The organism is Parapedobacter pyrenivorans (assembly GCF_014636865.1).
Taxonomy (GTDB): domain Bacteria; phylum Bacteroidota; class Bacteroidia; order Sphingobacteriales; family Sphingobacteriaceae; genus Parapedobacter; species Parapedobacter pyrenivorans.
Genome location: NZ_BMER01000004.1, coordinates 443,615 through 464,972, shown reverse-complemented (window position 1 = coordinate 464,972; position 21,358 = coordinate 443,615). Strand labels below are relative to the sequence as shown.

18 protein-coding genes are annotated in these 21,358 nt (G+C 43.1%); 16 read left to right on the top strand and 2 right to left on the bottom strand.

The features are described 5' to 3' along the window. Positions 1-3 precede the first annotated feature (3 nt). From IEV98_RS19015 to IEV98_RS18940, 16 genes are all read left to right on the top strand, one after another. Positions 4-1,158 (top strand): glycosyltransferase family 4 protein, encoded by a 1,155-nt coding sequence (locus IEV98_RS19015; RefSeq protein ID WP_188507610.1) that lies wholly within the window; start codon positions 4-6, stop codon positions 1,156-1,158. Further along, positions 1,155-2,177 carry a glycosyltransferase family 2 protein gene (locus tag IEV98_RS19010; protein ID WP_188507609.1) on the top strand — a complete coding sequence of 341 codons (1,023 nt, stop codon included), beginning with the start codon at positions 1,155-1,157 and terminating at the stop codon, positions 2,175-2,177. Before IEV98_RS19015 ends, IEV98_RS19010 begins: the two co-directional genes overlap by 4 nt. Beyond that, complete coding sequence (locus tag IEV98_RS19005) at positions 2,153-3,055, top strand: class I SAM-dependent DNA methyltransferase (RefSeq protein WP_188507608.1); 903 nt, start codon at positions 2,153-2,155, stop codon at positions 3,053-3,055. Before IEV98_RS19010 ends, IEV98_RS19005 begins: the two co-directional genes overlap by 25 nt. Positions 3,056-3,069: 14 nt before the next feature. Beyond that, positions 3,070-4,080 carry a UbiA family prenyltransferase gene (locus IEV98_RS19000; RefSeq protein ID WP_188507607.1) on the top strand — a complete coding sequence of 337 codons (1,011 nt, stop codon included), beginning with the start codon at positions 3,070-3,072 and terminating at the stop codon, positions 4,078-4,080. Between the two features lie 88 nt (positions 4,081-4,168). Then, on the top strand, positions 4,169-4,870 hold the full coding sequence (locus tag IEV98_RS18995; RefSeq protein ID WP_229738849.1) for a TolC family protein: 702 nt from the start codon (positions 4,169-4,171) through the stop codon (positions 4,868-4,870). Positions 4,871-4,896: 26 nt separating this feature from the next. Next, positions 4,897-7,032 (top strand): exopolysaccharide transport family protein, encoded by a 2,136-nt coding sequence (locus tag IEV98_RS18990; RefSeq protein WP_188507605.1) that lies wholly within the window; start codon positions 4,897-4,899, stop codon positions 7,030-7,032. A gap of 3 nt (positions 7,033-7,035) precedes the next feature. Next, positions 7,036-8,481, top strand: a complete 1,446-nt coding sequence (locus tag IEV98_RS18985; protein ID WP_188507604.1) for an O-antigen ligase family protein — start codon at positions 7,036-7,038, stop codon at positions 8,479-8,481. Further along, a complete protein-coding gene (locus tag IEV98_RS18980; protein WP_188507603.1) occupies positions 8,481-9,320 on the top strand; it encodes a sialate O-acetylesterase in 840 nt (279 codons plus the stop codon). Before IEV98_RS18985 ends, IEV98_RS18980 begins: the two co-directional genes overlap by 1 nt. Positions 9,321-9,454: 134 nt before the next feature. Beyond that, a complete protein-coding gene (locus IEV98_RS18975; protein WP_188507602.1) occupies positions 9,455-10,129 on the top strand; it encodes an acyltransferase in 675 nt (224 codons plus the stop codon). After that, complete coding sequence (locus IEV98_RS18970; protein WP_188507601.1) at positions 10,116-11,315, top strand: glycosyltransferase; 1,200 nt, start codon at positions 10,116-10,118, stop codon at positions 11,313-11,315. Before IEV98_RS18975 ends, IEV98_RS18970 begins: the two co-directional genes overlap by 14 nt. Positions 11,316-11,317: 2 nt before the next feature. Then, positions 11,318-12,487, top strand: coding sequence for a glycosyltransferase (locus tag IEV98_RS18965; RefSeq protein ID WP_188507600.1), 1,170 nt, complete (start codon positions 11,318-11,320; stop codon positions 12,485-12,487). Positions 12,488-12,491: 4 nt separating this feature from the next. Next, positions 12,492-13,625, top strand: coding sequence for a glycosyltransferase family 4 protein (locus IEV98_RS18960; protein WP_188507599.1), 1,134 nt, complete (start codon positions 12,492-12,494; stop codon positions 13,623-13,625). Between the two features lie 26 nt (positions 13,626-13,651). Next, the gene (locus IEV98_RS18955) at positions 13,652-14,230 is read left to right on the top strand and encodes a gluconate 2-dehydrogenase subunit 3 family protein (protein WP_188507598.1); all 579 of its coding nucleotides are present in this window, start codon (positions 13,652-13,654) and stop codon (positions 14,228-14,230) included. A 30-nt stretch (positions 14,231-14,260) separates the two neighbouring features. After that, the gene (locus IEV98_RS18950) at positions 14,261-15,952 is read left to right on the top strand and encodes an FAD-dependent oxidoreductase (protein WP_188507597.1); all 1,692 of its coding nucleotides are present in this window, start codon (positions 14,261-14,263) and stop codon (positions 15,950-15,952) included. 135 nt (positions 15,953-16,087) lie between these two features. After that, positions 16,088-16,777 (top strand): glycosyltransferase family 2 protein, encoded by a 690-nt coding sequence (locus IEV98_RS18945; protein WP_188507596.1) that lies wholly within the window; start codon positions 16,088-16,090, stop codon positions 16,775-16,777. Between the two features lie 13 nt (positions 16,778-16,790). After that, the gene (locus IEV98_RS18940) at positions 16,791-18,134 is read left to right on the top strand and encodes an oligosaccharide flippase family protein (protein ID WP_307726869.1); all 1,344 of its coding nucleotides are present in this window, start codon (positions 16,791-16,793) and stop codon (positions 18,132-18,134) included. A gap of 11 nt (positions 18,135-18,145) precedes the next feature. Here the strand turns inward: IEV98_RS18940 and IEV98_RS18935 are convergent, their stop codons facing one another. Together IEV98_RS18935 and IEV98_RS18930 are read right to left on the bottom strand one after the other, a co-directional pair. After that, positions 18,146-19,732, bottom strand: coding sequence for an alpha-amylase family protein (locus tag IEV98_RS18935; protein WP_188507594.1), 1,587 nt, complete (start codon positions 19,730-19,732; stop codon positions 18,146-18,148). Positions 19,733-19,792: 60 nt separating this feature from the next. Next, positions 19,793-21,145 (bottom strand): hypothetical protein, encoded by a 1,353-nt coding sequence (locus tag IEV98_RS18930; RefSeq protein WP_188507593.1) that lies wholly within the window; start codon positions 21,143-21,145, stop codon positions 19,793-19,795. Positions 21,146-21,358 lie beyond the last annotated feature (213 nt).

Below are 21,358 nucleotides of genomic sequence, written 5' to 3'. Positions count from 1 at the left end.
GCAATGGAGATACATCAACAGACGATAACGATTGTTACGACCTGCGGCGACGATTGGGGAGGAAGTGAAGAACTGTGGTCAACAAGCGCTTGTCTTCTGAAGGAACGAGGAGACCGGATTGTAGTATGCAAGGACGGGCTACCCCGAAAACACACTAAATATGTCCAGTTGGCAAAAAAAGGTATTGAGCTGTGTGATATAAAACCCAAAACATCGCTAATAGCTCGCTTAGTACGCAGGGCAGTATGGCGACCGAATGGAGCCATTCCGGGGTTTGCACAAACAGCATCCGTAAGACAATTCAGCAAGCACCTGTCAAAATACAAACCCGATTTGGTTGTTGTCTCGCAAGGCATAAATTTTGATGGTCTGGGATATGCCTATGCATGCTTATGTAAACATATTAGGTATGTTATTATTTCACAAAAGGCAGTTGACTTCTATTGGCCATCGTTCACGGATCGGAGTCTTATGAAAGAGGTTTACGATCAAGCAAATAAGTGTTATTTTGTTTCGAAACACAATCTCCGGCTCACGGAAGAGCAGTTTGGTCTTCGTCTTAAGCGTAGTCAGGTCATATTTAATCCAGTAAAGATTTCACGACCGATTCCTTTTCCAGCTATGGAATCTGTTGTCCGTATATGTTGTATCGCCCGTCTTTTCATCCTGGATAAGGGACAAGATATCTTGCTGCGTATCTTGAGTAAGCCTTTGTGGAAATCGATGCCGATCCACATTACCTTCGTAGGTCGCGGTGAAGATGAGGATGCGTTAAGAGAAATGGCCGAGTTACTTGATGTGGAAAACATAACATTTTTAGGCTTTAAAACGAATGTAAGCGCGGTTTGGGAGTCGCATCATGCGTTGATTTTGCCATCACGCAGTGAAGGGCTGCCATTGACGATTGTGGAAGCAATGCGGGCAGGTCGGCCGGTCATTACTACGGCCGTTGGCGGGAATGCAGAATTACTTACAGAGGGAGAAACGGGATTCATCGGTGGAGCGGATGAGTTATCGTTTGAAGCAGCGATGTTACGAGCTTGGGAAGCGCGTGATCGTTGGGAAGAGATGGGAAAAAAAGCGGCTTTATATGTAGATAAAATGATACCGGAGAAACCTGAAAGAGATTTTGTCAATGATTTAATGAGTATAAAATGAACACACCATTAGTATCGGTCATTATTCCCACCTATAATCGTTCTAAGAGGGTATTAAAAGCCATTGAAAGTGTCTTGTCTCAGACATATCCACACATCCAATTGATTGTCGTGGATGACGGCTCTGATGATGATACCAAGGAGCGGCTGGGAAATTTGGAGGGATTTCAATATATCCTGCAACCTCATGCCGGTCAGGCGGTCGCACGTAATACGGGGTTACAATATGCAACCGGAGAACTGATTGCTTCTTTGGACTCGGATGACTATTGGACCGCTGATTTCGTTGAAAAATGTGTGCGAGCGATGGAACGGTATGAATTGGATTTTGTATTTGCCAATTGGCATCAGGCACATAAATCCGGAGAATGGCGTGACTTTTTATCAGTTGATCCCTATATTGCACCATTCATCAAAGATGCTTCCCAAACATGGCATATACTAAATGAGAGCGATTTAAGGGCGTTATATTTGGAAGCATGTCCTTCGCCATCATCATCGCTGATTATGCGGAAGTCTTCAATGGTGTCCCAATGGAATCAGCTTTTAAACATTGGTGATGACTGGTGCCTATACTTGGATATGATTTTAAATAAGTCATGTAAAGCTGCATTCACATTTGAAATGCTTTGGTATAAAGACATCGACGGCCAGAATATTTACGACGGAAGGGAATGGAGTGAGGTGGTAAGGCTTTTATTGGTAGAAGATACGTTCGAAGTCATGAATAAGTACCGCCATCTGCTAACTAAACATGAGCTTTCTGTCCTTGAAAATCGGTATATTAATGGACTAGTTGAACTGGCAAAGCACAAGGTGCTTAGGGAGCGTAATTTAAGTGCCGCAAGTTCCTTGCTCCGCCAGTCTTTCAATATAGATTTATCTGCAACATTAATAGCCATTCCAAAGATTATTTTTAGCGGATTCCGTAATCACTTGGAGTTATTTGCTAGGAAGATGAAACAGCAGGGTTCAGAAAATATACTAAAATACTCATGGAAAAGACATATCACCGGATAGACGGTCCTTATGACGAACACTATGCCTCGCTGTATAACCAAATCTGGTGTGAAAATCCTATTTGGAAAGCCGAGGCAAAATTACATATCAAAACGATTGCGGACTTAATAAATCCTTCGGGAAAGTGGCTGGATGTGGGGTGTGGTACCGGGTTTCTGTTAAGTTGCTTTCCCGACGCTGATCGCGTGGGACTTGATTTTTCGAGCGCGATGTTGGAACAGGCTCGAAAAGAGAATCCAAATGTATCTTTTGTGCATCAAAGTATGTCAGAATCCAACGCGGAGTTGGAGCGAGTTGGATTCGATTTAGTAACCTGTACCGGACAACCTTGGTCATACTTACCAACCCTGGAAGCAATCGAAGAGGCGGTTGCAAATTTGGCGAGTTGGACTTCAAAGGACGGAAAATGCATGCTTACTCCCATTGATATATCGGATTTTATGCCGAATCAATTGCCCGCTGTTTATGACATTAACCGGCTGACCAATAATACTACTCATATTACCGGTATCCATTGGATCCTCAAGGAAATGGATACCGTTTATCACCACTGCCTGTCCCCAAACCTTGATCAGTGGATTCGCTGGTTTTCCAAGCACTTTCGCAAGGTCGAAATCCTGAAATGGCCGCATGAACCGGACTTCCTACTAATCCCGCGCAGGGTGATTGTCTGTAGTCAAAAGCGCGATATCGGTGATGATAGTTCAGCAATTATTGTAGAGCATCCAAGCTTACCAGATAAGAAAGTCGATGAAAGATCACCACTGGCATTTTTGACGAACAAAGCACTTGTGGGAGAGCTAATTAGGCGTATAGGGTCTGGAGAGTTAGCGAAAGCTGCGTTGCGTAAAGTACGCTATGCGATAAAGCGACCGTAAGGAAGACGTGAGATATGCAAGCGATACGAAAGCTAGTTAGGTTTGCTAGGCTAGCGGAATGGTGGGAGTACAAGCTTTGTCCGTTGTTGGCCGTCGCGTACGCAACACTGCTTTTTTCCGACACACCAGCCTATAAGTTCGTTGGCTATATCTTGCTTCTCCTATTGGCTATTGCAATTGGTGCCGTTTACGTAAGCTTGATCAATGATATTACCGATATTGAAGAAGATCGTCGCGCAGGTAAACGGACAGGTATGATGAGCGTACCGTCCCGATGGCGTTGGATCTTCCCAGTGATCTGTTTGTCTGGAGGGACTTTCGTTTGTTGGTATTTGTGGCCCGACTGGCATTCGACGATGTGGTATGTGATGGCTTGGATTTCCTTTAGCCTTTATTCCATTAGCCCTTTTCGTTTTAAGCAACGGGGCATACTGGGTGTTTTTGCAGACGCTGGTGGTGCTCACCTTTTTCCTTCGTTATTCGTTGTATCGGTGATTTTTCATCAAATACCGGATCAGGCCGATTTGGGGTGGGAACTCAGTATCGGTATTTGGTCTTTCAGTTACGGTATCCGGGGCATTTTATGGCATCAATTCGTTGATAGAGAAAATGATCGTGATACCGGAGTCAGGACCTTTGCCAGTTTCGTTGCCCAATCACAGGCAAGGCATCTGGAGTGGCCACTATTGGGAGTTGAGTTGTTGGCTTTCGGGTCAATGCTGTGGTATATGCACTTGCCCATTGTTTATGTTTTTCTCGTGGGATACGGATTGGTCGTTTGGTTAAGAATTCGTTTTTTTGATTTGAAGCCCATCGTTTTTTTGATACCTGACAACCGACCTTATCAAGTAGTCATGCTGGATGGTTACCAAGTATTTCTACCGTTGGCATTGCTTGTTCATATTGCAATAACCCAACCTTGGGGATGGTTATTATTAGCCGTTCATTTTATGTTGTTTCCCGTCGGAATAAAGCGTCTGGTTAGCAATTTAACACATATATTCCGGTCACTGCGGCGTTTGTAGGTGTATAACTACAAAAAAAACTATTTTGCCCTAGAAGGCACCAGCTACAACAAAATATGTTTCATTTTTGCCATGGAATTAACAAAAAATGAAAATTTCGAATCATACCTCTATGAAAAATTTTATTCCTTTATGCATACTTTTTACAGCTATCTGCGGTACGGTTTCTGCTCAGGAATCGATTATAGGAAGCATTAACCAAGAGCAATTACTTCGCATGATTCAAATGGCTAAAGATTACCATCCACAACGGAAAATCTTGGAATTGAATGAAGAAAAGGCACGTTCAATAGTCAGTACACAAGCGGTCAACTTCTTGGACCTAGTAAACGTATCTTACTTTTACAGGCCCAGTGAACGGGCAGCCCTAGGGATGGAAAACCCTTACGTTGTTAATGGTTTCCAATTTGGAGTGAATCTAAATTTGGGAGCGTTTCTTCAGAAGCCCTCCCAAATCAAACAAGCAAGAATAGATCATAAGATTTCCCAATTTGAACGTCAGGCTTATGAAATTGAGCTGGAAAATCAGGTGAAAATTCGTTATTACACCTACATTCAAGCCTTTAATGAATTGCGGATCAAAGAACTGGCACTTCAAGATAGTAAGACGTTCAGTGATGATCTGCAGTTGCGGTTTGAGCGGGGCGAAGTAATGCTCAGTGATTACGCCGAAGCTAAAGCTTCTGTTTCAGAAGCCAGTTCTGCTAAACTGGAGGTAGAAGTGAATTATTTAACTGCCAAAGATGCGCTAGAAGAACTAATCGGAGCCAAAATAGAGGACGTAAAGTAAAAAATAGACGTATAGTTCAAAAAGTGATGATTAATATCCCCGATTTTCTAAGAAACGTATGGCGCAATAAGTGGTTGGTCATTTTTATACCATTTGCTTGTGCCGTGGCTACGTACTTTCTGGTCAAAGATTTACCAAAAAAATATAAATCGAGTGTACAACTGACTACGGGTATAACCGATAGGTCACAGGAAATTCTATCCGGCGATCAGTTGGATTACTTCCGGGTAAGTCAACAATTCGGAAACATTATTGAGTTGATGGGTACGAAGCGGGTATTAAATATACTTTCGCTTCGTTTGATTTTGCACGATTTGGAAAACCCATCTACTGCTTACACTCAACTGCCGGAAGATATTACTAAACTCTCGCAGCAGGGGTTGGCAGAGGTAATTTCCATTTTGAAAGAAAAGCAAAGTAATAACGCATTTATTACACCAATGGATAACGGAAAATATCCGTTGTTTGATTGGGCAAGGAATATGGGATACGATGAAAAATCAATCTCAGAAAATCTTTCTATCTATCGATATGGTGAAAGTGATTTTATTAATATAGATTATGTTTCCGGAAACCCTGACCTGTCAGCTTTTGCCGTCAACACTTTTTCGAAGGAGTTCATTTTCTATTATGGCCGTGTAACGTCAAATAGCAGACGAAATACGTCAACCTTGTTGGATTCAATTCTCCAGGTGAAAAAAACAATCATGGACGAGAAGAATGCCCAATTGAGGAGTTTCAAAGCGGGGAGCGGTGTGTTGGATTTGACAGCTCAATCGGATATGCTGTACCAGCAGATTGCCGAACAAGAGAATCGGAGATCCCAACTAATGGGGGAAATGCAGTCTTTACGAGGGGGGATTCGAAGCATTGAGGGGAAATTGAACTCAGGTAATTTTGATAGGGGAAGTACGATTAAAGAAAATAACGAAATCATCCAAATCGGTAAGCAATTGGATCAGGCAAATAAGCGCTATTTTGAAAACAATTTTAATCCCGCCGATAAACGGATCATTGACTCGCTTCAAGCGCTTCGCACCAGCAAGATCTCTGCATTGTCGAGGCAATCTCCCGTAAATACTGAAGAAGTCAGGCGTGGCTTGTTGAAAGAGAAATCCGATCTTGAAATTGCATTGGCTAGGGCTGAAAACTCGATATCCACGATTAACACTGAGCTGGGGAATTTGCGTGCTAGGTTTGGAGCGATGATGCCGGCAGACGCCGGCGTTCAAAATTTAGAGCGTGAGACCGATCTGGCTATTAAGGAATACACCGATGCAATGGATAAGTATAATCAAGCCGCGTTGGAGAATTCGGCGATGCTGAATTTAGCCGTCGTGGAATCCGGTTATCCTGGCCCGCCTGAACCTTCTAAGGTGGTGCAGTTTACCGCGATATCTTGGTTCGCCAGCTTGGTTTTCATATTAACCATACTTTTGATCCTATCCCTCTTAGATCATTCCATCAAGACATCGGATCAATTGGCAACGATCACCGGCAAACCGGTAATTGGGGGAGTAAACCTGATAGGAGATAGCGAAAAGGACTTGAGAGTGATATGGGACGAAAGTAACCTAAAAGAAGATCATGTTTTTTATCGCGATTTATTGCGTTCTTTACGCTTTGAGCTGAATAAGTCGTTATCCAATGGTGATGAAAAAGTAATCGGTGTGACCAGCCTGTCGGAAGGTGAAGGGAAAACTTTTTTAACTTCAAGTCTTGCCTATGCATTTGCACTGATTAGTAAGAAAGTTTTATTAATAGGTGATAATTATCCCAATCTTACTGAATTGATTTCTAATAGACAGCACAAGGAAAATCAAGCATTTGAGTCCTTCTTAGTGAAAAAGGAAATCAAAACGGAAGATATGATTACGGTACTGAGCAAAAATCCCGACAATAAGTCGTTGCTGGAAATCAAGGATTCCAATAGCCTGAAAGCGGCCTTTGAAGTGCTTAAGAAGGAGTTTGACATTATTATTATCGATCTAAATAGCCTTAAAAGTATCAATCAGGTAAAGGAATGGCTGTCTTTCACGGATAAAAGTGTTGCGGTATTCGAAGCAGGGCGAGAAATAGGGGCAAGGGACAAGGAGTTCCTGAATCAGGTAGATAGCCATGAGGGATTTTTAGGATGGATCATCAATAAAGTTCAAATATAAATTTTGGAAACTGTTAACCATATAAGAAGAGGTGCCCGTACTTCGTTCTTTAGCGTGGGCAATAGACGTCTCTGGCTTTCCATTGCCGGTTTGTTGGGGGCGTCCATAGCAGTTCTTTCGGTTTTAAACGATATCCTGCCCATCCTCATAATCGTAGGCTGTGCATTTTTAGTGTACGCAATCATTGTGTACAATAAGCCTATTATTGGTTTATATACACTTACGGGATATTGTTTTCTCTTTGGTTTATTAGGACGGGAAATACCAAGCATTCCCTTCGGGATTGGCATCGAATTTTTAGGTGTATTTACATTATGTATTCTATTGATGCAATATCAACGATATAATTGGACCCGGTTGAATTGCCCGCTGTTTTGGTTATATCTTGGTTGGTTTGCGCTTAGTGCCCTTCAATTATTTAATCCCGCGGGCCCAAGTTTCATGGGATGGCTGCAGGAATTTAGGAGCGTGGCACTGAATCCGTTAATTGTTGTTATACTTTCCCTTTTATTATTTGAATCAAAACGAGAATTACAAGTATTCATCACATTAGTGTTTGTCCTGGGATTTTTGGCGGCTTTAAATGGGATAAAACAGAAGCACCTAGGGTTGTTCCCCGGAGAACAGCTTTTTGTTGAAACATCACCCACACATATGATTTGGGGAAAACTTAGGGTCTTTTCTTTTTTTAGTGATGCAGGACAATTTGGTGCAGCACAAGCGGTATTAGCTGTCGGCGCTGCTGTACTCGCGCTTGGATCGTCTCGTCCTTTTAAAAAAATTGTCTTTTTTTTAATGTGTGGCATGTTCCTTTATGGGATGCTAATATCAGGGACGCGGGGAGCCCTCTTTGCACTGTTCATCTCAGGCTTCTTTGCGGTTTTGTTGAGCAAAAATTACAAAGTTATGATTGTGGGCATCGTTGCCGGTGCTCTATGCTTTGGCCTATTGAAGTTCACATCCATTGGTAGCGGTAATTACGAAATTAGAAGAATTAGGTCTGCTCTCGATCCTAAGGAAGCCTCTTTGAACGTCAGACTGGAGAATCAAAAAATTCTTCGTGCCTATTTGGCAAACAAACCATTCGGCGAAGGGTTGGGAGTCATTGGATTTTGGGGACACGAATATAATTCAGACAAATTTTTGTCCACCATTGAACCCGATAGTTATTGGGTTAAAATTTGGGCAATGTACGGAATCGTCGGATTTGTTCTCTGGTTTTGCATGATTATGTATTTGCTGGGGCGTGCAGGGGGAGCGCTTTTTAACCTGAAAGATAAAGGACTTAAAGTCCAATTGGTTTCGCTGCTTGCTATGGCGGCTGGATTGTTTGTCTGTAGTTATGGCAATGAGGTGATGAACGCGATGCCGTCGTCCTTTCTATTCAATACCGCGTTGTCGTGGTCTTTCTTAACGCTTCGTATTCAAAATAAAGAGAACCTCTCATAATGAAGAAAATTTTACGTTCATCTACGATTCTGCTTCTCGTGTTTTTATTGGGCGTATTGACCCACCGCTATAGAAGCTTTTTGATTGACGGACAATTCATCCGAAATCATCTCCACTTCAGAAAGGAGTTTCGTGCAATAGATAAGATCGTAAACTCGGAAAGGGTGCTTATATTCATGGCGTTTGGCCAATCCAATTCTGCTGACTATGGAGCCGGAAAATATAACGTCCGAAACGAAGTGTATAATTATTACAAGGGAAAATTGTATGCAGCGGCTGAACCGTTGCTTGGACCTGACGGCAAAGGGTCTAGTGTATGGACGCGTGTGGCAGATTTAGTAATAGATAGCGGTTTGTACGATCGGGCGATTATCGTACCATGTGGTATAGGACAAACACCCGTAAAATGTTGGTCATCCGGCGAATGCGCTGATAAGGTTAACGAGATATTGGATGACTTAAACCGCGATGGAATTAAACTAACACATGTTTTTTGGTGTCAAGGTGAAACCGATAATGTAAATGGAACTACTGCAGCTGAGTACGGAAATGAATTGGAGAAAGTAATCGGCCATTTCAGAAACAGGGATATTGAAGCACCTTTTTTTGTTTCCCTGACCAGTTACTTCCCGTTCAACAATAGTAATCCGTTGGGTATCTCCGAACAGGTTCTGCAAGGCCAATTGAGTGTATTGGATAGCGCCAATCACGTGCTGAAAGGCCCAAATGTGGATGCCTTGAACTTGGCCTATTATCGATACGATGCCGTGCATTTCAGCGAAAAAGGATTAGACCAACTGGCTATGGCTTGGTATCAAGTAATTAAAGATTATCACTGAAATTTAGTAAGGTATGCCGTTTGAAATCTTTTTAGTGCCCGGACTTCTCTGTTTTCTGTGGGGGTTCATTGTTGCCATACGGAAAAATGACGTAGCATAAGCAACTGGGTTAATAGATGCTAATAGGGGTAGATATGAAGATCGCTGAATACATAAAGGACAAACCGAGGTTAAAAAGGCTGTTGCTGTGGATGATGATTCCAACGAATCAGCAACGCCCCCGCGTATGGATACAATGGTTCGTCAATCCTTTTGTACATCGGAAAGGAAAGGGGGCATTGATTCGAAGACGTACGCGCAAAGATGTATTTCCCTATTATGCTTTTTCATTGGGAGACTATTCGTTAATCGAGGATTTCGCAACCATCAATAACGGGGTTGGAGATGTATCAATAGGAAAAAGGTCCATTGTGGGGATAGGTAACGTGATTATCGGGCCAATTTTTATCGGAGATGACGTCATGTTAGCGCAAAATGTTGTGTTGTCGGGTTTGAATCATGGGTACGAAAATACGGAATTACCACCAAGCAAACAGGACGTAAGCCTTGGATTGATCCGCATCGAAGACAGGGTATGGATTGGCGCGAATAGCGTTGTGACCGCAGGGGTCACAATCGGTAAGCACGCTGTAATCGGCGCCGGAAGTATTGTAACACGTGATATCCCCGCTTTTTCAGTAGCGGTGGGCAATCCGGCAAGGGTGATAAAGGCATTCAATTCCGAACTTGGAAAATGGGAGCGGGTTTCTCAATCCAATTCGGGGATGGTACAACAAGAAAAAGCAACGGAAAAGAATGAGGATAGATAATCTGAACGGATTTGACATCGTGATTGTCGGCCAGCAAGCATGGGATACCGACATTGGCAGTAATTGCAAGAATATTGCCCTTGAAATGGCGACAACGAACCGCGTGCTCTATGTCAACTCCCCGTTGGATAGATTTACACGCTATCGGAGAAGGAGCGATCAGTGGGTAAAAACAAGACTCGCGGTTATCAAAGGGAACGCTGCCGGGGTGACGAAGATTCAGGACAACCTATGGGTTTTGTATCCGGATTGTTTGGTTGAATCCATCAATTGGCTGAATGGTAGAAAGATATTTGATTTTTTTAACAGAAGGAATAACAAGCAGTTTGCAGCGGCTATAAAAAAGGGTATCGCGGCATTGGGATTTGGACAGGTTATATTATTTAATGATAATGAAATTTTTAAGGCATTTTACCTGAATGAATTTCTCATGCCAAGGTTAAGTGTGTATTATTCGAGAGATTATATGCTGGCTGTCAACTATTGGAAGAGACACGGTGAAGTGCTGGAGCCCTTGCTGATTGCTAAAAATGATTTATGTGTGGCAAATTCGGAATATCTAACCGATTATTGCAAACAATATAATCTTAGTTCTTATTACGTGGGGCAGGGATGCGATCTCGAGTTATTTGATGCCGAAGTTACAAGCAAAGCTAACGGATTCGCTGTATCAGACGGTCCGATCATCGGGTATGTGGGAGCACTTCACGAGCTTCGACTGGATATACAGGTGCTACAGCACATTGCCATGACCAAACCCGAATGGAACTTAGTGTTAGTAGGTCCAGAAAGCGAGGCATTTAAAACAAGTCAACTGCATAACTTGCCCAATGTGGTGTTTATCGGAAAAAGAAATCCCGAAGAACTAGCTTCTTATATCCAGATGTTCGACGTATGCATCAATCCGCAAGTCGTCAATGAGGTTACAATCGGTAATTATCCACGGAAAATCGATGAGTATTTGGCTATGGGCAAGCCGGTCGTGGCGACGCATACACGTACTATGGAGTTCTTTGGTGAGTATACTTACCTATGCACAAATAAAGAGGAGTATGTGACTCAAATTGAAAGGGCCATGCGGGAAAATTCGGAACAAAAAGAAAGAAGTCGGAGGGCATTTGCGTGCACACATACATGGGAAAACAGTGTCAACGCAATAAAAAATGCGATAGCAAGTCATATTTAGTAATGGAAGCATTGATAATCTTTGGCTTAATTATCCAGTGGTGCTTAATCGCACAATTAGTCATGCCACTCCTGTTGGTGGTTGCGAAGTATGCTAGGAAGACAAGGAAACTTCGCTCCGGTTTACCTCATCCCGCGGATTATGCGATTATTGTAACAGCTTATCAACAAACGCAGCAATTATCCTCCGTGGTCGATTCGATATTGAAATTGAATTACAGTAATTACCTCGTTTATATCGTGGCTGACAACTGCGACGACGAAGGCTTGTTTTTTGATAATAAACGAGTTATCGTACTAAGGCCGCCAGAAGTACTGGCGAGCAATGTCAAGTCGCATTTTTATGCGATTGAGCATTTCAAGAGGGCTCATGAACGACTAACGATCATCGATAGTGACAATTTACTGGATAGCGAATACCTGAATGAGCTGAACATTCTTTTCGATAACGGATTTCAGGCTGTCCAAGGGGTGAGAAAGGCGAAGAACCTCAATACAACGTATGCGTGTCTGGATGAGGCAGGCGACATCTACTACCGGATGATTGATAGGAAACTTTTGTTTGAAGGGGGATCGTCAGCAGCTTTGTCGGGTTCGGGCATGGCGTTTACAACAGCGTTATACTTACAGTGTCTCGAAAAAGCAGAAATAAATGGCGCTGGTTTCGATAAAGTGCTACAATATGAACTGCTGATGAGAAATCATATTATTGCATTCGCAGAAAAAGCAATCGTTTTTGATGAGAAAACGTCGATGACGGAGCAGTTGGTTAAACAGCGTTCGAGGTGGATTAACACCTGGTTTAAGTATACATATCTCGGGTGGAAGTTGTTTATAGCATCGCTCGCGAGACTCAGCCTGAACCGATTTTGGTTCAGTTTGATGTTACTTCGACCGCCCTTGTTCATGCTGATTGGAATCGCCTCCATTTGCTTGGTTATTAATCTATTTTTAAATGCTTGGATGGCTGTTGCTTGGATGGGAGGATTATCTGTCTTTGCGCTTATTGTTGCATATTCACTTTATTATTTCAAGGCAGATCAAAAGATATATCACTCACTGATTTCGATTCCTAAGTTTATCGGTTATCAACTGTTGGCTTTGCTAAAAGCAAAAAAAGCAAATAAGCTGTCCGTAGCAACCGAACATTATATTGATAAGGATAACCACTAATAACATGGGAAAAGCGGGCAAGCAGATAGGCATTGAAGTACAAAGGCTGTTTCGGCCTAAGAAACACGGGATGGAGGTAGTGGCCTTGGAGCTTATTAGAGAATTGCAAACCGTCGACTCCAAGCATGAATACACTATCTTTGTAAAAAAGGATGTTGATAGATGTATCGAGGAGTCGGCTCACGTACGGGTTTGCGAACTGGCAAGTTTGCCTTATCCCATCTGGGAGCAAATGTTGCTACCTAAGACAATACGCAATGCACAATTAGACATTTTACATGCAACTTGCAATACGGCGGCATTGCTTCCATCCGTACCGTTGGTGCTTACGCTCCACGATATCATATACTTGGAAAAATTGGATATGGCCGGCACGTGGTATCAGAATTTCGGTAACATTTATAGAAGATGGGTGGTGCCGTCCGCTGTCCGGAAAGCCAAAGCCATCATCACCGTTTCCGAATTTGAAAAAAAAGTCATGTTGGATCGGCTTCAAATCCCGGAAGATAAGATCAAAGTGATTCATAATGCTGTCAATTCCCGGTTTAATAATTACTATCTGGACGATGAAGTTGAAAAGTTCAGGAAATCATTAGGGTTGCCCGATAAATTTACACTGTTTTTAGGAAATACAGCACCGAAAAAGAATACCAAGAATACTATTGATGCTTACATAAAGTATATCGTTAATGCAACGGCACCGCTGCCAATGGTGATTTTGGACTATTCAAGAGAAATGGTGCTTGAGCAATTACAGCAATCGGGTTATGCAAAATTGGTAAACCACTTTATCTTTCCGGGATATATTCTGCCAGATCAGATGCCGTTAATGTATAATTCGGCAACGTTGTTCATTTATCCTTCTCTCCGAGAGAGTTTTGGCCTGCCGATTTTGGAAGCTATGGCCTGTGGGATACCTGTCATTACGTCTAATACTTCGTCAATGCCTGAGGTGGCAGGCCCTGCTGCTCTGCTAATCGATCCATTGGACGTAACGGATATGGCGGGCGCTATAGGACAGGTACTGAGTAATGAAGAACAAAGAACTGGGATGATCATAAAAGGACTGAAGCGGGCGGAAGCGTTCACTTGGAGAAATGCAGCCATCAAGTTGTTGAATGTATACGAATCTTTGTAAACGTTAATGCGGAAAAGAAGATGACAATGGATAGACGATCAGCTATTAAAGCAGTCACCGCAGTGGCCGGTGTGATTGCTTCTTTTTCGTTGTTTAAATCATTGTATAATAATCGATTGATGGGAGGGGGGCATGTGGTTGAGCTTTCTGATTTTCAGACATTAATAGGAGATATAGCCGAAACGATCATACCGAAGACTGATTCGCCCGGAGCAAACGATGCAGGGGTAGCTAATTGTGTCGTCAAATTGATTGGTGATTGCGAATCCCGGGAAGCACAGCAATCTTTCATCAACTGGTTGAAGCGGGTAGAGCGGGATAGTGAAAAAAAATATGGACAGTCATTTTCCAGCTGTAATTATCCACAACGGGTTACGATTCTCATCCGCTACGAACATAATGACGAGCAAAATTCTCTATTTCGAAAGATCAGATTACGGGTTTTGGGGATGGATGGCATGGAGTTGATGAAAAAGTATACAATAATCAGCTATTGCACTTCCATGGAAGGTGCTACGCAAGCCTTGGCTTATGATTATGTGCCGGGGGTATACCAACCCTGCTTAGCGATGGGGGCGGGACAAAAATGTTGGGCAACCAACTAGTATATATATACCTAATTAGTATACAACGAAATGTGCCCGGTCAACATAAAAAACAATATCTACGACGCAATTGTCGTCGGCTCCGGTATCAGCGGAGGATGGGCAGCCATGGAATTATGTAAGAAAGGGCTCAAGACTTTGCTGTTGGAACGCGGTCAGAACGTGGAACATAGTAAGGACTATCCCACCGCTATGCTTAATCCTTGGGACTTTCCTCACCGGCTGCGGAACACAGCACAATACACCAAACAGAACCCGATCCAAGCGTGGGCGGGAGATGAAGCAGATCGGCATTTCTTTGCTTCAGATGAACACCACCCTTATATTCAGGAAAAGCCATTTAGATGGCTTAGGGGATTTCAAGTAGGAGGGCGGTCGCTGACGTGGGGTCGGCAGTGTTATCGTTGGAGTGACCTAGATTTCGAAGCTAATCAGAAAGATGGGATTGCGGTAGATTGGCCTATTCGATACAAAGATATTGCACCTTGGTATAGCTACGTTGAGAAATTTATAGGTGTCAGTGGACGCAGGGAGAATCTTTCCCAATTACCTGACAGCGAATTTTTACCTCCTATGGAGCTAAATTGTGTGGAAGAACATTTAGCGGATTCGATCCGGAAAAATTTCGATGGTCGAACGTTGACCATCGCACGAGTGGCTAATTTGACACGCGGGTGGGAGGGAAGAGGACCGTGTTTGTATCGAAACCTGTGTACGAGGGGTTGTCCTTATGGGGGATATTTCAGTAGTAACAGTGCTACCATTCCCGCAGCGGTAGCTACGGGCAATTTGACATTACGCCCATTTTCTATTGTTACGGAGATCATGTATGATGATGACACGAAGCGGGCTACAGGGGTTCGCATTATTGATACAATAGAAAAGAAGACGTATGAATATTTTGCACGTATTATTTTTCTGAATGCTTCGACGATTGCTACGGCGGCAATTCTTTTGAATTCCAAGTCGAGTAGATTTCCCGATGGGTTGGGCAATGATAGTGGTGAATTGGGCCGAAATTTGATGGACCACCATTCTTCAGCAGGCGCCTACGGGGTTTATGAAGGATTTAAGGATACCTACTATAAGGGAAGACGACCCTGCGGGTTCTTGATTCCCAGGTATCAGAATTTAGAAGGCAACCGCACCGAGCGCTTTCTAAGAGGATATAATCTGCAGGGAGCTGGCGAACGACAAGGTTGGGAAGAGCAGATGTTTGAACTCAAAGGGTTTGGTGAGGATTTCAAGCAGCGTTTGACCCAACCCGGACCCTGGATGGTTTGGATCGCCGGATGGGGCGAATGCCTTCCTTATCGTGACAACAGGGTCACCACCTCGCCCGATCGGACCGATACATGGGGTCAGCCTTTGATAAAGATCAATTTCTCATTCGGAGAAAATGAGCGCTTGATGCGGGAACATATTAAAGAAAGTGCGTTCGAAATGCTGGATAAGGCAAGTTTCGATAAAATAGTTTCTTTTAACTACAAGACTCCTGGCGGATCTTCCGTACACGAAATGGGGACGGCGCGTATGGGACGTGACCCCAATACTTCTGTATTGAATGGATTCAATCAGATTCATAGCGTAAAAAATGTATTTGTTACGGACGGTAGTTGCATGACCTCTTCCGGTTGCCAAAATCCATCATTGACATACATGGCGCTGACTGCAAGGGCCTGTGATTATGCCGTATCCCAATTAAAGAGCAGAAATTTATAATTCAACTAGTTCATTTGAAATATGTTTGTAAGACCACTGAATTCACCTGACTTCGTCAACAGCCACCTAAGGTCTGCGGAGTGGTTCTTAGGACAAAAGGACCTGATTAAAGATCGTTTGACCAGACTTTGTTCAGTGGAACCGCAAGTATCAGTGGTTATCCCCGCATACAATGAGGAAACGCATATTTTGCGGACCCTGTCTTCATTGTCGTTTTCAGTCACCAATCAAGCCGTCGAAATTATTGTTGTAGATAACAATTCCACCGACCGCACAATTGAATTTGTTGAAGGAACCGGAGTTACACTGCTACGAGAAATGCGCCAAGGCGTTAAACATGCACGGAATACCGGATTGCAGCATGCAAAAGGAAAATTTATTCTTAATGCCGATGCGGATTCGATTTATTCCCCATATTGGATTGACAGGATGACGTTACCTCTTCGTGATCATAAGGTAGCCTGTACATATGGGAGTTTTGCGTTTTTCTCTGAAAAGAAAGGGGCGCGCTTTGCCTATTTCCTGTATGAGTCACTTGGCGATCTATATAAGATTTTCAACGGTAGAAAGAATCATGCTATGTATGTTTATGGCTGTAGCTCGGGTTATCGGAAAAGCGATGGGTTAACAGTCGAAGGTTATGAACACCCTGAGGGAGCGAACGAGGATGGCTACCTCGCGTTGAAACTCAATCAGCGTTTTGGCGAATTGAAACGCGTCAAAGGTTGGAAATCGTTGGTTTGGACATCCGATCGTAAACTTCAGCAGGAGGGCGGATTGGTAAGTGCACTTTTGAACAGAGCAAAAAACCTCACACGTAAATAGGGAAGATCGAAAGATGGTTGGTTTGATGAAATATGTAAGCGGTATTTTTAAAAATAAGTATGTGTTATCGTTGTTGAGCAATGGTTCAAGTGCCCTTATCGGTATGCTCACGTTGACACTGCTGTTCCGATACTTATCACTCAATGATATGGGGGAATACAGCTTTTTTCTAACCGTATTATTATTCTTTGACACGTTCAGGTCAGGGTTTCTGTCTACAGCCTTTATTAATTTTTATGCCGGAGAGGGGCCCGTAAAAAAGGATAAGATTGCAGGTGCGGCTTGGATAATCGCAATTTGCATAACCAGCATATTTTTACTTGTCAATGGTATCGCTTATCTTTTTGTCGATCGGGTCGAAGACTCAAGTATTCGATTATTTCTTCAGTATTTTGGTGTCATTTATTTGTTTTCGTTGCCTTTTTTCATGGCGAACTGCGTACTGCAGGCGAGACAGCAGTTTGATAGGTTATTGGCGCTTAATTTGACAAATCAGGGTTCGTTGATGGTTTTCATTATAGTGGCAATTCTCATAGGAGAATTAACAGTTGTTCATGTTATCTATTGCTATATGGCATCGAACCTGCTGTCGAGTGGAATAGCGATCGCCTGCAGATGGACTTTGATCAGTAAAATCAGGTTGGTAAGCAAGCCCTACATCCGAGAACTGTTTAATTTTGGAAAATACAGTGTCGGTACAAGTATTACCGCCACATTGATGAATCTTTCAGGCACATTTATCATTAAGTTCTTGCTAGGAACCGCAGCCCTAGCCGTCTATAATGCAGGTTCAAAGTTGATTCAAATTGTCGAGTTACCCTTGCGGAGCGTCGTATTCGCCGCTATGCCAACCATGTCTGAGGCGTATAATCAAGGAGATCGGGCGGGAGTACTTCGTATGACACAAAAATACATCGGTCTTTTTTCATTTGCGCTACTTCCTGTTTGTGTGGCAACGATATTTTTTGCCGATTACGCGATATTGTTGCTTGCGGGAGAAAAATACGTTGGTACAGAAGCACCCAACCTGCTGCGGATCTACATGATTATTACGTTGCTTTACCCAGCTGAACGTTTCCTCGCGCTGACCATTGATGTTTTCCGCCTACCTAAAATCAACTTTATTAAAGTGGTGATTATGGTGGCAGTTGGGGTACTTACCTGCTTTGTGGCTGTGTATGCTACCAAAAGCATTTATGCTGCAACGCTTTCCAGTGCTGTCAGTATCGTCATTGGACTGGTATTCGGGTTTCTAGCCTTGGCGCGAAATAGACTTCCCATTCCTTTACTGGGAATACTGCAATTAAGTTCTTTTGAGATCCAACGGCTATTGAAATTCGCCCGCTACCGAAGATGATTTAAATAATTTTAGTTCAATACTTCTACAAAAGTAGGGGTTTCCGTTACAAGGACTTCCAGTTTTCCGTTCGCGAGAGCTTGATCTGCCGATAACATCGAATCGTGGCCCTTGCGGGGCGTATGGATTTTTACGCCTTTGATTCCGGGCAAGTCCAGTGTGTATTTTTCTTCTCTGCCCTTTTGATCCGGTACGGTCAGTACGTATATTTTGTTTTGACCCAAAGTATAAATATCCACTAGGGGGTCATCATTAATAGTTCCTGAATACACGTATTCACCGATCAAATTTTTAGCCTGCAAAAGGAAATCTGCTGATGGCCGGCGCTCGTTTCCCTCGATGAGACCCGATGATGCATATTGGATATCACTGTTAATATTGACATCATTCAACATATAGAAAAATACCCGGTCGATTCCTTTTCGGGCATACAGCAGCGAAGTGCGCAATGTCCAATCCGCTTGAGAGTCGAATGTGGTTTTGTTTTTGATCGGTAGTGCTCTTTGTATACTCCTTTCATTCACATCGAACCCGCATTCGGTAACCCAGACCTCCAATCCGCCCGCCTTTTCTTCGCTTACTTTTCTAAAATTAGTCGCGACTTTACCAACGTTGGAAAGCTCCGGAGCCATCCCATGGTTGGCATTTAGATCCGGATTGTTCCAATACTCGCCCGATCGCTTCGCCGAATATTCGTGGTAATTGATAACATCAAAACAGAGCGTATATTGACCATCCTTGACCCGATTTTTCTTACACCATTCAATCATCTTCTCTACCCATTTCGGATCAGGGAAGGCAATACCCGCCATCACTACGTTCATCGATGGATCTGCGGTTTTTACACCGACTCCCTCACCTAAAGTGCCCATGTGACCATCGTAAAATGCGGATAGTTGAGCTGCATATTCCTCCGGTGTCTGCTGTGCCTCAGGCCCCCGCCAATCCTTGTCGGGTTCGTTGCTACACTCAATATATTTCAATGTACCCAATCCGATTTTAGTATCCCGGGCGTCTCCCCATGTCACGGCCTTGATTAACTTTGGATCAATTGACGGGTTGTTTCCGTATCGGGCCGCCATTTGAAAGCCCAATTTTCCCATATCAATATAGGACCTGGGATTACTTTTGTCAGCGCCTTTCGGCACCGGAGTATAATCTCTCAAACTATTATAACGGTCAGAGACATTGTACTCACCCGCGTAATACTTCTCTCTGAACCACTGCGGAATAATCTGCAAACACGCCAGTGTCGTGATGCCATTCTCCTGGTTTTTTTTATAAATTTCGTCGTAACTGAATCTATAAAAACCCTCCTTTTCTTCTATCCGATCCCAATCCAAATATTGCCTGAACCCGGTAAATGTCTTGATCAGTTCAAATTTACGATCATCAAAGGCGTTAGTATTATTGGTGTACTCCCAGTCAAACCCGTTTACACCGAGCATATTACTAAAGGGAATGCCATTCGGCTTATTTCCAACATCGGATGGCCGTTCGATGTCCGGACCTTGGATACTATCCTCCCGAGCACCATTTTTTGAACATCCTATGATATTCATCCCAAGGATGATGTAAAATACTGAGAGCTTGATCATTTGATAACTATATTTCATTCATTTCTAATTAACGGTTTTCAGCTAAAACCGAAATCTTACTTATTCTACCGCACCCACTGAGGGTTTATCGCCGCGTTTATTTCCGTAGATGTCTTCCGTAAGCAAATGAAATGGCACCGCTGCCTTTTTAAGGGGAGATGCTGTATTCAAAAAAAACTCGGAGTCGTTGATAATACCCGCTAATTGGTAGTTATCGTAGTACAGATTGTTACTGTGTTTGGAGGGAGATGTATCTCCTAATTCATTCCAAAAATAATTGGTATTGTTTTGGCCCACCCGATAGAATGTATAGCCTACATTGTTGAAAATCTCACATGTCCCGCCCCGTAAACTATATAAATCGACTACCTGTGCGGGAAATGTACCAGCTTTCGGTCGCAAATCACCGCAGGTATTGTTGAATACCTTGGCATTTGCGAATGTAGAAATGCCGGCAACGATGTCTCGCGGGAATGCCTGTAATTCAAATGCGCCGTATTCGCGCGAGTTGACAACGATATTATTGTAGATAAGCATCTCTTTAGGCGTGTTACCAATGCTGAAAATCCAGGCCCGGATGGCATTTCCCTGATGATGTCTGACGATGTTGTTGTAAAATCTACCGTTACCTTGTATGTAAAATACACCGTTGTGGTTATTATTGGACGAATTGATATTTTCGATGACGTTATTGTGTATGTCGACATCTTCTGCTTTCTCCAGTACGACAACGCTACCTACAGCGGGCGAATTGGAAAAACGGACGCCTGCAATTTCAATTCCACGTATTAAACCTGTAACAGTTCCATTGCCCTCACTCGCTTCAAAGCGTATTAATGTGCCGCTGTTGTCGGAAGCCAGATTCAAGAACCGCAAGTTTTTAATAAAAGAGCGATCCGATCCATCGTATGCTAAAGTCGGTTTATACCGGATAACTGCGTATGCATTGATCCCCTCAAAACGTGCATTGGATAGCGCGAAATTGTTGATCGTACCGTTCATTTGGATAGCCTCATTGTTCATATTCCGGAACAAAAAACCATGTGTCACGGACGGGTCCGAATTTCCAAGTATATTAACGTAGGATAAATTTTCAAGAGACATCACCCTACCGGACCCGCTAAGCTCGACCGAACCTTCATTTACAATGACAAAGGGGCAACCTTGCTCACCAGATAAATTACGTATGGCAATGCTTGCGTAATTCCCGCTCTTGATTTTGATGGCTGTACTGCAAGAATAGCGCCCATCCTTTCCGTCGATGATCAACGATCCGCTTCCACTACCTACGGTAACAAAATCCCCTTCTGGCGGAGTAGTATCAGGGTCCTCTTCATCCGGGTTATCTTCATCATCATCCTGTTTACCATCAGTTGGACCGGGAGGAGGGGTAGTGGGGATTTCTGCAATCACCTGCCTTTTTCCACAAGACGCCAATAGGACCGGCAACAATAAAATCCCACCCCAAATCAAACAGCATACAGTAAATCTTGTAACAAATACCTTTGCAAAGGAATTAATAATCATCATTGAATTTTCGTTCAAAGTGTTCAACCACAATCAAAGAACGGAAAATTTGACGGCTTATTTCAAGACATGTAAAAAAAAACCTTATTTTAAAAATAA

What these genes read in the sequence shown, in the direction of transcription:
- IEV98_RS18970 (WP_188507601.1), top strand. Translation starts at nt 10,116, where the DNA reads ATGAGGATAGATAATCTGAACGGATTTGACATCGTGATTGTCGGCCAG.
- IEV98_RS18965 (WP_188507600.1), top strand. Translation starts at nt 11,318, where the DNA reads ATGGAAGCATTGATAATCTTTGGCTTAATTATCCAGTGGTGCTTAATC.
- IEV98_RS18940 (WP_307726869.1), top strand. Translation starts at nt 16,791, where the DNA reads ATGGTTGGTTTGATGAAATATGTAAGCGGTATTTTTAAAAATAAGTAT.
- IEV98_RS18950 (WP_188507597.1), top strand. Translation starts at nt 14,261, where the DNA reads ATGTGCCCGGTCAACATAAAAAACAATATCTACGACGCAATTGTCGTC.
- IEV98_RS18990 (WP_188507605.1), top strand. Translation starts at nt 4,897, where the DNA reads ATGATTAATATCCCCGATTTTCTAAGAAACGTATGGCGCAATAAGTGG.
- IEV98_RS19005 (WP_188507608.1), top strand. Translation starts at nt 2,153, where the DNA reads ATGGAAAAGACATATCACCGGATAGACGGTCCTTATGACGAACACTAT.
- IEV98_RS18980 (WP_188507603.1), top strand. Translation starts at nt 8,481, where the DNA reads ATGAAGAAAATTTTACGTTCATCTACGATTCTGCTTCTCGTGTTTTTA.
- IEV98_RS19000 (WP_188507607.1), top strand. Translation starts at nt 3,070, where the DNA reads ATGCAAGCGATACGAAAGCTAGTTAGGTTTGCTAGGCTAGCGGAATGG.
- IEV98_RS18975 (WP_188507602.1), top strand. Translation starts at nt 9,455, where the DNA reads ATGAAGATCGCTGAATACATAAAGGACAAACCGAGGTTAAAAAGGCTG.
- IEV98_RS18960 (WP_188507599.1), top strand. Translation starts at nt 12,492, where the DNA reads ATGGGAAAAGCGGGCAAGCAGATAGGCATTGAAGTACAAAGGCTGTTT.
- IEV98_RS18935 (WP_188507594.1), bottom strand. Translation starts at nt 19,732, where the DNA reads ATGATCAAGCTCTCAGTATTTTACATCATCCTTGGGATGAATATCATA.
- IEV98_RS19015 (WP_188507610.1), top strand. Translation starts at nt 4, where the DNA reads ATGGAGATACATCAACAGACGATAACGATTGTTACGACCTGCGGCGAC.
- IEV98_RS18955 (WP_188507598.1), top strand. Translation starts at nt 13,652, where the DNA reads ATGGATAGACGATCAGCTATTAAAGCAGTCACCGCAGTGGCCGGTGTG.
- IEV98_RS19010 (WP_188507609.1), top strand. Translation starts at nt 1,155, where the DNA reads ATGAACACACCATTAGTATCGGTCATTATTCCCACCTATAATCGTTCT.
- IEV98_RS18995 (WP_229738849.1), top strand. Translation starts at nt 4,169, where the DNA reads ATGAAAATTTCGAATCATACCTCTATGAAAAATTTTATTCCTTTATGC.